Origin of the sequence: Lysinibacillus sp. FSL K6-1151, from assembly GCF_038630755.1 — a bacterium.
GTDB classification, from domain to species: domain Bacteria; phylum Bacillota; class Bacilli; order Bacillales_A; family Planococcaceae; genus Lysinibacillus; species Lysinibacillus fusiformis_D.
Window position 1 is genome coordinate 2539616 of record NZ_CP152040.1, and the last position, 13183, is coordinate 2552798.

Consider the following 13183-nt stretch of genomic DNA (forward strand, 5'->3'; position numbering starts at 1 on the left):
TGTGACTACAACATCAAATTAAGGCTGCTTGAGGCTATGTTCAAAGCAATAGAAAAAGCCACCTCCCATTACGGGACATGACTTCTTCCTAAATCTCTTAATATTCACTTTTCAATATTGAAAAAATGGCAAGATCAACATACTTCCCTTTTTCAAGTTCGTGTTGTCTCAAAACACCCTCTTGACTAAAATTTAATTTTTCCAACAATCTTATAGATGAATTGTTTTCTGGCTCTATTTTCGCTTCGATTTTATTTATTGCCATCGACGTAAAAGCAAAATGTATGATCTTACTTAAAGCCTCTTGCATAATACCCTTTCCCCAATGTTCAGGGTTTAAATCATAGCCAATTTCTATGCGGTTATGTTCTTTTTCATAATTCAAATAACCACAAGTGCCAATCACTTTTTTGGTCTTAGCTTCTTCAATTACCCATCTTAAGCCAGTTTGTTCTTTGAAAATTTTATCATACCAGTTTAATTCATGTAATGCATCATCAACTGAAGCAAATAATGTTAATGGCAAATACTTGACCACTTTTTCATCAGAATAAAGTGCAAAAATATCTTTGCAATCATCAACTATACCTTTTCGTAAGATGAAGCGTTCCGTTTCCAATTTAGGAAAATCTTTAAATTCGAAATTTATACTCATCATAACTCCTTTTCACCATCATTAGCATTATTCATAAATAAATAGTAACACATTATATTCAGAAAATTATCATAACTATTCAATTTGTACATGCAACTCTTTTTATCATTACAAAAACAAAAGCCACATCTATTGGATGTGACTCAATAATTGATTATTTATAACAAAGTTCGAGACTTGGCACTATTGCCAGATACAATAAATTTATCTGTTTCTTCGTCAAAAGCTATAGTGAAACTAAATTCATTCATTAAGCTTCCTGTATAATCACTAAGACTTAGTGTAGGACTAACCCAAAACACAACTTCATTTCCATCAACCTTCCAGCCGCTCTCAAAGCCTTTGTGCTTATCTTCAAGACGCTTTCCGATAGTTTGTCCGTTATTACTAATGGTATTTTTCACTAAATCAATAAATTTATTTTGTGTTTTTATTTCCATTTAATTCCTCCATTCATACTAATAATAGCTTTAATAGTATTATATGGTTATGAATAGCAAATTAAAACATTTTTGATGCCTAATCTCTAAAAAAAGCAAAGGAAGCTCTCTCTGACACACTTAATATCTCTTTCTAAAATTAAAGAGCATCATTCCTTACTTGAATGATGCTCCACTAAATTAAACTAAGGATTACCCTTATTTTCCCAACCATTTTTAGAGGTACCATGATTTATTATAATCGCTCTAAATCCTGGTATTCTTTCATGTAAGGACCTTCCTCTGCAACAAATGAATGATACAATGCCTTTACTGCGAAGTTTTTCTCTAAACCCATTTCAGATTTTAGCTTTTTTAATTCATCATGCAACGCTCGATGTTCATTGATAAGCTTTAGCATTGTTGTTTTATTATATTTCATTACATCCGTCCTTTTTGTTTATAACTTGAATAATAACTTTAAAATAGTTAAATTCAGGGGAATTATGTGGAACTGCAAAATCCTCGGGCATCTGATGAAGTTTTATTATTTTTTGACGTGTATCTGGCCATTTAAATGCTTTATCAATAAACGTTTTAAATTTTTTCATGTCAAAGCTCGGGTTATTTGTTGAAGCTATATTACACCATTATCACTCATAATCGCAAGAACAACTTTAAAGATGCAACAGATACTTTAGTACAACATTACTTTATCACGAATATTTCATTTTCTACACTTCCCATTAATACATCACCTATTTTCACTTGATCTGACCATTTAAAATGACATAGGATATATTTCCACATAAAAAGCCTCCATCCTAAGATGAAAGCTTTGTAAGTTAACAAAAGTCTATGGCATAAATTCATGAAAACCTTCTTTAAGAGAACTACTCGTAAAGGTTAAGTTCAATTCGGATAAATCACTTTAATCTTCAACTTTGGGGTACAATCATAAGTTACGCCCCATAACCCTTGATAGGTAAGCATTTCTAGGCTTACCTAAAAATACTGTGCTCATAAAGATAGTCATAGGAAAGGTCAACAAACAAATATTCATGTTCGTTGATGGCGATGGAGAATGTTCTAGTAATTTCCCCTGTTTCAATATCACGGTATAATTCTGAGATTTCCCCACTTTGATCATTCCGCATTTTAATAATCGTTTGAAGGAAGTATGGGCGCCAGCTCCAGTTTTTATTAATGGCTCTTGGCTGTACTTCCCAGTTACCATCAATTCGCATAATATTAGGTGTTAATTGGAAACCATCCTCATTACATATATAGAGTCGGAAAGAGTAATTATCCAATAACTCGGCAAGATATTCTAGCTGGGATACATTGTCGCTCGTTGGTTTCACACGGTGAACAATTGCCTCTAATTCCTCTCTTAATTTTTTCAACTGCACATATTGCGCCTCTAGCATTTTCTTTTCAGAAGTAATGAATTGCTGGCATTCCTTTTTAAAGCGTTCCTTTAACACATCTTTATCGACAAAGGTCATTGCTGGATTCGCTAGGTACGGACCTTGATAAAATCTACCGCCGTTTTTCCAGGCAAATTGTAGCTGGTACACCGTTTCGATATCTTCAAATAAAAGATTGGCACCAATTTTATAGGCAAGGCTACCAATAGCGGAAATCATGTCCGATTGAGCTGACCAAGAATCATAATTTAAATCACGTGTATTAACCTTTAAAATATGAGGTGCCAATAAAGCAATATGCTCTAAATGACTTTCTGCTCCAACTTCCTGCACAGCGGTTTTCACCCCAAAAGTCGTAAAATAACGCAGGGCGTGGTGTAATTTATTTATATCTCCTAAAAAACGGTGCTCTGATACAACCAGTACGATACGGCGTAAATCCTCTTCAGCTATATATTGTTGGATAATATTAAAATGACTTTCACCAAAATCTTGCATTAGTAAATTTGGATTACTTGGAATGTAAATATCTATATCAGATGCAATCTCATCAATTTTGGCTAATGCCGCATGTAAAATTTTATGCTCCATATCAATTCGATATTCTTCTGGAATATCTTCATTATTGACGAAATCCTTTAAATTAATTTGTTGCCCTTCAATTTGGAGATGTCCGGAAATTTCGTAGGCAATCACCGTATGCGCGTCTGCGCTAAATATCGGTTGATAATACCCATGTATTTGATCTAAATTTGTTAACACTTCAATTGCGTCCATCATCGAAACCTCCATTATGAATAACTTTTTATTGTTATTCAAAAATAACATTATATAGTGCATTAATAGCTTAAAAAATGCTCTCTGACTGTATAATAAGTGGTTTAAAGTAAAATCGCAACTTCACTTATCATAATTAATGGAAAATCTAACCTAAATTTTTGCCTTTTCTTCGCTTTAACCAGTGTTTGATTTTCACCATTTCTAACGACTTTCAGACAGAATAGGTTGCTTTCTCTACTATCTGATCATTTTTAAACCAGTAAAACATTTTTTCAAGGCTGTACTCTCACTATAACGTATGCAGCATACCGCGGAAACAGCCATGACAATACATGATAATAACCCTATCTATACTAAATAAATCAGTCATTTACCCAGCAATTCAGGACAATTTTATGTTATTTCAACCTTCAATACTTATTGTAAAAAAATCTATGTCCAATAGCCCATCTGCTCGAAAAATCTAAACAGTCTGTCGCCCAGAAGTCAGGGATGAAAAAAAGCAGCATTCCAAATTGGAGTGCTGCTCATCATTATTCAGACAGGAAGAAATACCAAATGATTGCTAGTACCATTAACGATAACAGAACAGCTATGGTTACGCGAAGTGGTGAAATTGGCGCATTGCCGCCTACTCGCCCCGTTTGTCCGTTCACCATAAAGCGATAAATCTTTTCCTTATAGCGGAAGGAAGATAGCCAAATCGGTAACATTAAATATTTGTATGTAATATCATCATGATTTGTGGAAAAGCGTAAATTTGATACTACATCCGCACGATTTTCCCAACGAATTTTGGACGTAATTTGTGCATGGAGATGATCATGGATTTCATTTTTTGCTTGGCTCCATCCATCCTGCAAGCCGATACTGTAACGCTCTGATAAAAATCCAGCTACATATTCTGGTTTATAGGCTTTATTATTTAAAAGATTAAAAGGTTCAATCTTGCGCATCATGTCGCGATCATATCGGGTCGTTGCACTGACTAAGTGATCATCGATAAACTCCTGATAAAAGCCACTTGTTGAATACCAATCGGTTTCCGTGTGCGTTTTCCCATCTTTATCAGTAACCGTTCGATGACGTCCATATCTAGCAGAATATCTAGAGCTTGTTTTGGAGTCAAATGTCCAATATGGAAGATATACTCCTTTAAAAGCATCGGGTCTTGCACTAGTTTTAGCAGCTTTCGGTGTAAACCATCTGCCTTTAATCCATTTTTGAAAATGTTCTCCTGCTTGCTTATCTGTTACTTCAAAAGCACATACCCCATTCGGTGCAAGTGTATTTTCAGCGCTAGCCTCCATAACCTGATTGGAACCACAGTAAGGGCAACTATCTGCAACCTGCAGAGCATCATATATCGTTTCAGCAGCACAGGCTTTACAAATGACCGTTTTTTTCTCCACGCCCCAATTGAAATTCCCACGTTCTTCTGCGTTGAAGAAGTCCATTTCCTGGGCAACTTTTTGTTCCTCCTGATCAGGCGTTGCTATTCCAGTCTCAAAGCCACAATACGGACAAGTCAGTTTACCCGTGGAAGGATTAAATTCAATTGATGCGCTACATGACGGACATTCCGCATCAAAGTCAAGCTGCACTTGTTTGACATTTTCAACATCTTGCGTTGACATCAGTCTTCATCTCCTTACTTGACGTCATTCTCATCAAAAACATCGCCACATTCTGGACAGAATTTAGGCGGATTCACTGGGTCCTCTGGTGTCCATCCACATTTATCACATACATAAAGTAAAGCGCCAGCTGGTTTTTTTGCCCCACACTCACTACAGAATTTACCTTTATTGACCGCACCACAAGTACATGCCCAGCCCTCTTCCAATGGTTTTGCCGCACCACACTCTGAACAGAATTTCCCCGTGTTTTCATGACCACATGCACAAGTCCATGTATCAGTTGCTTTCGTTGCTTGATTTTGCATCGCAGCTTGCTTATTTTGCTCATTTATTTGATAAAGCTGACTAGCATTGACGCCACCAGCTTGTGCGGCCATATTCATGCCCATAAATCCTGCCATCGCACCGCCCTCATTGTTAGCAGCTGCTATCATAGCCTCTGCCTGCGCACCCGTTAAATGGGCAGCTGCCATGCCTGGATCACGCATAACGGCACTACGTTGTAGCTGTTTAATCATGGCTTCATCTTCATCAGAAGCCTTGAGCGTACTGATACCAAATGACACAACAGCCAAGCCACGTGTTGCAAGCCATTTTTCTGATAATACCTTATTGAGTGCATCTGCTAAAGCAACTGTATGAGCAGGTATTTCACTATAACGAACGCCACTTGCTGAAATTTGCGCGAAAGCAGGCTGTAATGCTGTCATTAATTCCGATTTTAACTGGCTATCAATTGCTACTCTTGTGAATTCATGCTCTACATTGCCACAAACATTTGTATAGAATAATAATGGATCAATAATTTTATATGAATATTCCCCGTGACAGCGAATTGCAATGTCAATATCTAAACCAATATTGCGATCGATGACACGGAATGGAATGGGTGCAGGTGTTCCATATTTGTTCCCTACAATTTCCTTCTTATTAAAATAGTAAACTCGCTGATCTTTCGCAGGCTCTCCTCCAAAAGTGAAACGCTTGCCTATTTGCTTAAACGTTTCCAGAATACCTTGCGACAAATCTGAATCAAACATTATCGATGGTTCTGTTGACGTATCATAAACATATTCTCCAGCCTCTGAAGAAAATTCAACAACTTTCCCCTGCTCAACAATCATCATACATTGCCCTTCATTGATGGCAATAATCGAGCCATTGCTAATGATATTGTCATTGCCTTTATTTGAACCTCGTTTAGAAGTACGTTTCACACCCTTTGTTACAAGAACATCTGCAGATAATGCCTCACAATAGAAATACTCACGCCATTGATCCTCTAAGACGCCTGTTAATGCCCCAACTCCTGCTTTTAATAAACCCATAATTTTTCCCACCTTCATATTAATGTTTAGCTTATTTTATCATCTATCAATACTATGTAATACGCAAAATCAGACAAATTGTTTCATTTTCTTCGTATAATTAAAAAAACGAGCAGCCTCTATGAAATGAATCATAAGAGCTGTCTCGTTACATTTTCTTTATTAGGATAAGGCAGCTATTATAACAAGCACCCATGCGACGATAAATAACATTCCGCCAATTGGTGTAATCGCCCCTAGCTTTTTCACACCTGTCACGGCAAGCACATATAAGCTACCAGAAAAGAAAACAATCCCTGTAAACATCAAATATCCTGCCCAAGAAAGCAGACTAGAGCTTCCTAAAAGTGCCTCATTAGAGAGAATACCTAGCCCCATAATCCCTAAAGCATGATACATCTGATATTGCACAGCCGTTTCCCAAATCGCTGCATAATGCGGTGAAGCAAACTTATCCTTCAGTGCATGTGCCCCGAAAGCACCTAAAATAACACCAAGACCTGCCAAAATCGCACCTAACACTAAAAACATTTCCATCTGTTGCTCTCCTATTTTGCCTCAACAGCAATTTCTTTATATTTGGCATCCCAAGCAGGATCAATTTTACTTAAAGAGACCGGGCGCAATGTATCCTTATGCGCAAGAATATGTACGGATTGAGCTGTGGCTGCCACCGTGCCATCCTCATGTAAAATTTCATAGCCATAGGTTGTTCGTAAACGATCATGCTTCTCCAACCAAGTACGCACTGTCGCTACTTGTCCATAATGCATGGCGGCCTTATACGAAATCGATAAATCCATTACTGGCGAAACATAGCCATCTTTTTCTAAAGCAGCATACTCAAAACCTACATCATTTACCAGCTGCGAACGCCCAATCTCCATCCAAATGATATAGTTTGCATGGTACACCACGCCCATTTGGTCGGTCTCCGCATATCGAATCTCAATCTGTTTTTCACTCACAAACATTTTCTTCACCTCGTCCTACATTATAGCGTAAAAGTGTTGGTTTGGCGGGGTTTTTGCTCAATGGAAATTGGAACGTTGAAAAATAGAGGGAAGCATTTCTTAAATATCTAAAATAAATATAGATTTTTCTAATATGAAATATAATTCATATAAACACTGCGGTACCTCTTTATGATTTATAAATAAACATGCACGAGCAGGTACACTAATCTGTATTTACACACAGTGTGTCACTCATTTCATTCAAATAAGTGACCTATTTATTATTTATAACGTACTGACAACACCAAACAGGGTTGATATAGTTTTCTTATATTACCAACATTCTATATGGAAGGACGAAGTTAATTTGAATATACAAGAACAAATAAGAGTTTATTTATAGCCAGCTGGTAAACAGGTTATTTCGTTTGTTGAAGAAGATATAAATATTTTGTCAACTCTTATTGAGCATGATGAACAGATAATATCTGCGACAACCGGTTCAAAAAAGTTAACTTATTTTTTATTCTTGTTAACTACTAAAAGATTGCTTACATTGGAAAAAGATAAAAAAGGAAAATTATTTGTTTCTTACGATGTAATTGCTATTAGTAACTAAATCGTCAACAGAAAAATATTAGCTGTAGAAGTTGATTTCACCTATTTAAAGAATGAGATTAAACTCAAACTAACTAATGATAATGCAACCAAACCTTTCGCGAATGAATTTGAAAATATCTTCGGCATTCCAGAAAAAACAATACCTCAAAAGAAAGAAAAAGCACCTAAAGCAATCAAACTAAACATGACCATCCTGAATGGAAAAGAACAGATAAAAGAAAGTTGTTTTAATACAAACCAAACAAGGCTATGTAAATATTGCTGTCGACTACAAAGAACCAGAAACCTTCAAGTTAATTAAATGGGAACGTGTAGAAAATGTCCAAAAGAGTACTTCAAGTATAGTTGGCTGGACAGTAATCGGAAGTAAATTCGGTAATGCGGGAGCTATAGCTGGAGCAATGGGAGCTAATATCGGGAAAGATAAATCGGTAGCTACCCTATTTTTAAAACGAGAAAACGGAGAGAAAGTGCCTTTAGAGATGGTGATGGATTAGCTTGTGATAAATAACAAAAGAAAGTCACTCATTATTTTAAATGGGTGACTTCTTATCTTGTTTATATAAAACTGTTCTGTTCTTGGCTACTTTAGTTTCAGTTCCATGATACTTTTAAACTCTTATCCCCTGTTTGTGAAACAGTTAAATTAAAATCAGTATTTCCTTTATTAATTGCCATAAATAATTTCCTCCTTGTGTTGTTTAATTGGTACATCTTAATAATAGACTTCCCACAATGTTCAAAATTATGTAAAATATACATAATTATTCTAGTTAATATCTATCAAAACTCTATATAAACAAATAAAAAACCAGGTACTCTGTTGAGCACCTGGCTATTTCTTTGAGTGATTTACTAAGCTTGAACCATATTCTAGTATAATAAGTTTACATAACATGGTAATATTGATATAATTTAATAGTACTAACAACATATACAAAGGAGACTATTTTACATGAAAAAACCTTTCTACAAAAAATGGTGGTTTATTTTAATTGTTGCCATCATTGTAATCGGCGCCATTGGTAATATGGCAGGAGGCAATGATACAACAAAGGAGAAGGATTCTAAAGATAAAGTTGAGACTTCTGCAAAAGCGCCAGAAAATAAAGATTCATCAAAAGATGATGAAAAAGCTAAAGAAAAAGAAGAGATTGCCGTAATTGATACTCCTTTAGAAGTTGGAGATGCAGTGTTTACTCTAAATGGAGTTAGTTTAACAGATCAAGTAGGGCCTTCTGTATTACCTACAAAAGCAAGTGGTACATATGTTGTGTTAGATGTTACTTACAAAAACAATGGAAATAAAGCTGTAACAATTGATGCTAGTTTCTTCAAATTAAAACGTGGTGAAAAAACATATGAATCCGATAGTGTTGCTAGCATGTCAGCAAACCAAGGTGAAGATGGTAACATTCAAAATAGCTTCTTCTTACAAGAAGTAAATCCTGACATGGAGATTAAAGGTAAAGTTGTATTTGACCTTGCTCCAGAAGTAGCAGAAGCAACTGATTTACAACTGCAAGTACAAACGGGTATTTTCGGTACTGAAACAGGTATGATTAATCTAAGACATTATTAAAGTCACTCAAATGAGTGACTTTTTTTAGTTCATATTTAGCTTTTATCTACAATTCTTCCACTAGCAGTCCATTCGTACTCACCTTCACCAGACATTATATGTCGTAATTTTAATAATTGTTCAATTACTATATCTAAACTCTCAACTTTATTAAAACCAAGTATAACAGGAGCATCATTTAAATTTAATATTTTAGTAGCTTCTAATTTCGTTCAAACAGGTTCTAGGTCAATTTTAGTAAACTGAATAGCTCCAGAATCTCTCTCCTTAACCCTCAAACAAGAGTGCTTTTCTATAAAAATTATAGAATATCTTTTGATATTATTACGCGATTACCTTACAATATTTTTTGTTTACTTCTGAAATTCAGTTAACATTAAATAGTCCATTAATTATATCTGTAATACTATAAAAATAATTGCAGACATAGTTAAAGAGCAGAGCATAACATATTGGATATTGGTGGGTTCATAAGTTGATAAAAAATACCTGCTACCAATCATTGATTATTGGCTAACCACACATCGGCGTATTGTTCTAGCTCTTGTATGTTGTTTAATGCCATCTTTCCTCATCCTTTCGAATACATAATCAGAACCACCAGTATAACTGGTGGTTTGCTCTGCGCGTGAAACGCTGGGGTACTGGCCCATGTCTAAAGACATTCCGAATGGTCTGCCAACCGCACTCCGTTTTCACACAAACCGCTAAAGCGGCTTACTTATTTTTTCTTTCTCTTGATTTCTTCTCCTGTGAATGGATCAATGAATTCTTTCATCGTCATTTGATCTTGCAGGATATCTTCTTGTAATTGATTTTTTATATACTCTTGTATCTTTTTCTTATTTCGGCCGACTGTGTCCACATAGTATCCTCGACACCAGAATTGACGATTACCGTATTTATACTTTAAATTCGCATGTCGGTCGAAAATCATTAGACTACTCTTCCCTTTTAAATAACCCATGAACGCAGATACACTCAATTTCGGTGGAATACTTACCAACATATGAATGTGGTCAGGACAGGCTGTTGCCTCTATGATTTCTACATCTTTTCTTTCACATAATTGGCGCAATATTCTTCCAACATCTGCTTTAATTTGACCATAAATAATCTGCCTTCTATACTTTGGCGCAAAGACGATATGATACTTACAATTCCACGTTGTATGTGCTAAACTTTTATTATCCATTTATGGTGGCTCCTTTCGTACGAAGTCGGTTGACTAGACCTGACTTTATTGTACGTTTGGAGTTTTTTTATTGTCCATAGCTAAAAGCTTTCCGGAACCCCCTGCATAGCAGGGGGTTTTCAAAGCACACAATAAAAAGCCTCCATCCTAAGATGAAAGCTTTGACATTGTGATAACCCTATTGTCGGGAGCTCATTTGCGACTCGTGGTAGAACACACCACATTATTTTGTAGCAAATTGTATTTGGTGCTTTTCCGGGCATTTTGTTGCTGTAGTAAGTTTAACTGAAATAAATGGAAAGTGGAGGAAGTTCATTTATAAACCATTCCTTTATTTATCTCCATATGAAACTTTGAATTGATGCATATGTTGAAAAGAAAAATACTCCTATTAGAAACAAACCATAAGCTTTTCTCTTACTTTGAAATTCTCTAATTCCTAAGGTTAACATAGATAAACCCAAAAAGAATATCATTAGGAAATTCAGCTGGTAATCACGTGTAATAAGTCCATAAGTAGAAAGAGATATTGCTATGATAGCAAAGGCAATTGGTAAAATTTTCAGCATAACCTTCTACACCTCTTTAAATTTCATATTTATTTATCATACTACAAAAAAGAGTAAATGCAAATAAATGTAAATTAATTACCTTTTATATTAATTAATAAACCTAATCTCTTAAAAATATAGATCGACCGTGTATGTCATGCCCCGACAAGTTTGCTCAGCGCTGATCGGTCCTCTATCTGTTTTTCCCTAATATTTAGGTTTTGATAAATACCAAGGGAGGAAAACCTTACCTCACTGACCTACCTCCGATTGTACATTATTATTTTCAACTCCCCTAATATCGAGGAGATTTATGGAAATAAAAAAAGACTAGGTACTCATGTGAGCGCCTGAACTTGATTAATAACTTGCTGTTGATAATTATGTTGGTTATTTGATGGGTATTAATTCAAATCATTTTAAGAGATTAGAATATAATACTAAACAAACTATAAAGGAGGAATCTAGAAATGTTTAGTAGGCATACACAAACGAGCTGTTGTCAAAGTGAAGCGAACTACTTCCCTAAAATTGTTGCTACTCCTGGCCCCGTTGCACCTGTCACTCCTGGCGTATTAGGTTATGGGTCCCTGCGAGGAGACACATTAGATTTTTTATCGCCTGTATCGACACCCGTTACATTTGAGCAAGTGGGCCCTTTATCTAATGTAACTGTCAGCCCATCTGGAAATGAATTAGTAGTGCAAAACAATGGCGTATATCAAATTACTATTTCAATAAATGCGCAAGCAACAGCATTACCTGATCCAGATCAACCGTATTTCACTGTCAGCATTACCGTAAATGGACTACCTATTTTTTTAGAAGGAATAGCTATTTTTAATGTACTAAATAGAAGTAGTTCAAGCTACATTGTCCAAGCTACTTTATCTGCCGGAGACTTAGTAGGAGTAAGTGCCTCGTCGGATTCTCTAGTCGCTGGTTACGCCAGTCGTTCGTTAACCGTTATTCAAATAGGTGGTTAAAAAGCATTAAGGTAATTGACCTTTGCTGTTAAACACTACGATGTGCAATGATAATTCCCTTCAAAATCACTGCTGGTAAGTGTACCAACATCGAATTTATCTAGATGTGATTTATCAATGGGCTTTATATCTACTGCTTGTTTGAGATAATCACATACTGCGATTTTAGTTGGCTTGTTTGTGAATTTCATTAATGACATCATCCTTTTCTGTTGGTATTTCAGATTTCTGCTGGCTTCATCGATGCCTTAATTCATTTCAAAAAACGATTCCAACGATCTTCATTTAAAATTCATTGCGGACAATACGTGCCGTTCCAACCCTGGTGCTTCTTCACTTACTTAATACCCCAACCGAATTGTTTTAAATGCTTCGCAATGTGTTGAACAGCGTTTTCCTCTGCAACTCGATAACGTAATCCACTACTTTTGCTGTGACAAATTTTGATATCAATAGAAAGCCAGTTTCCTTTCTTTATCGCATTAGGATCAGTACTACCCCCACAATGCCAAACATTTCGATTAAAAGGTATAGCCTGAATGCTTTCTTTATCATCCACAGTAACATGATAAGACACCTGATTGTTGTTGCTAATCCTATATGAAATCTCATTAGCTGTGTGGCCTTGTTGCGTATAGTGATAAATTGAGGCGCCATTGTGTATGGTGCCTTGATTGGATATTTGTTTATTGGTAGCAAGGACTGCTTAAAGCATATGTCATTTCGCTTTTTTCTTCTTTGTATTGAATATCTCTAATGCTCTCTTAACTGGTACATACATATTCACACCGAGTTTTGCTGAAATTTCGCCTAAGCTAACTAGTTCGTTTAAGATAAACGTTACTACAACAGCATCTGGAATAATCTGTCCAATTGTAAATCCTTGATCTTGCAGTACTAAATAGATGAGATTAGCTACGATTCAAACCAACTTCATGCTTTTTTTGATGATGCCTTGATACCGACGCTTACTGTTAATCGTTCCCCAGTTAGCTGCCATTCCAGATAAAATCGATTGCATTTAAAATAAAATGTACTGT

Annotated in this window: 13 protein-coding genes; 2 read left to right on the plus strand and 11 right to left on the minus strand. The window is 35.7% G+C overall.

All coding sequences use genetic code 11. The annotated features are described in order from the left end of the window. Window positions 1-97: 97 nt before the first annotated feature. The 8 genes from MHI04_RS12315 to MHI04_RS12350 form a co-directional block, all read right to left on the minus strand. Window positions 98-655: a GNAT family protein gene (locus MHI04_RS12315; protein ID WP_036117046.1), complete on the minus strand. Its 558-nt coding sequence runs from the start codon at window positions 653-655 to the stop codon at window positions 98-100. A 158-nt stretch (window positions 656-813) separates the two neighbouring features. Next, window positions 814-1095: a hypothetical protein gene (locus MHI04_RS12320; RefSeq protein ID WP_036117048.1), complete on the minus strand. Its 282-nt coding sequence runs from the start codon at window positions 1093-1095 to the stop codon at window positions 814-816. A 235-nt stretch (window positions 1096-1330) separates the two neighbouring features. Next, window positions 1331-1516, minus strand: coding sequence for a hypothetical protein (locus MHI04_RS12325; RefSeq protein WP_058843670.1), 186 nt, complete (start codon window positions 1514-1516; stop codon window positions 1331-1333). Between the two features lie 559 nt (window positions 1517-2075). Further along, window positions 2076-3281 carry an EAL-associated domain-containing protein gene (locus MHI04_RS12330; protein WP_036117053.1) on the minus strand — a complete coding sequence of 402 codons (1206 nt, stop codon included), beginning with the start codon at window positions 3279-3281 and terminating at the stop codon, window positions 2076-2078. 536 nt (window positions 3282-3817) lie between these two features. Then, complete coding sequence (locus MHI04_RS12335) at window positions 3818-4921, minus strand: hypothetical protein (protein ID WP_342534874.1); 1104 nt, start codon at window positions 4919-4921, stop codon at window positions 3818-3820. A gap of 14 nt (window positions 4922-4935) precedes the next feature. Beyond that, window positions 4936-6252: an SPFH domain-containing protein gene (locus tag MHI04_RS12340; protein WP_340811311.1), complete on the minus strand. Its 1317-nt coding sequence runs from the start codon at window positions 6250-6252 to the stop codon at window positions 4936-4938. Window positions 6253-6414: 162 nt separating this feature from the next. Next, entirely contained in the window at window positions 6415-6789 is a 375-nt protein-coding gene (locus MHI04_RS12345) for a DUF423 domain-containing protein (protein ID WP_342534875.1), read from the minus strand. Between the two features lie 11 nt (window positions 6790-6800). Further along, the gene (locus tag MHI04_RS12350; RefSeq protein ID WP_340811313.1) at window positions 6801-7226 is read right to left on the minus strand and encodes a thioesterase family protein; all 426 of its coding nucleotides are present in this window, start codon (window positions 7224-7226) and stop codon (window positions 6801-6803) included. 1558 nt (window positions 7227-8784) lie between these two features. Between MHI04_RS12350 and MHI04_RS12355 the strand changes: the two genes are divergently transcribed. Further along, a complete protein-coding gene (locus MHI04_RS12355; protein ID WP_036117064.1) occupies window positions 8785-9411 on the plus strand; it encodes a DUF4352 domain-containing protein in 627 nt (208 codons plus the stop codon). Window positions 9412-10132: 721 nt separating this feature from the next. Here MHI04_RS12355 and tnpA read toward each other — a convergent pair. After that, window positions 10133-10606, minus strand: coding sequence for an IS200/IS605 family transposase (tnpA, locus tag MHI04_RS12360; RefSeq protein WP_036129052.1), 474 nt, complete (start codon window positions 10604-10606; stop codon window positions 10133-10135). Between the two features lie 335 nt (window positions 10607-10941). Further along, a complete protein-coding gene (locus tag MHI04_RS12365; RefSeq protein WP_036117066.1) occupies window positions 10942-11175 on the minus strand; it encodes a DUF3953 domain-containing protein in 234 nt (77 codons plus the stop codon). Between the two features lie 452 nt (window positions 11176-11627). Here MHI04_RS12365 and MHI04_RS12370 point away from each other — a divergent pair, with 452 nt between their 5' ends. After that, complete coding sequence (locus MHI04_RS12370; RefSeq protein ID WP_036117068.1) at window positions 11628-12143, plus strand: hypothetical protein; 516 nt, start codon at window positions 11628-11630, stop codon at window positions 12141-12143. A gap of 337 nt (window positions 12144-12480) precedes the next feature. Here the strand turns inward: MHI04_RS12370 and MHI04_RS12375 are convergent, their stop codons facing one another. Beyond that, complete coding sequence (locus MHI04_RS12375) at window positions 12481-12825, minus strand: N-acetylmuramoyl-L-alanine amidase (RefSeq protein WP_308302777.1); 345 nt, start codon at window positions 12823-12825, stop codon at window positions 12481-12483. Between the last annotated feature and the right edge of the window lie 358 nt (window positions 12826-13183).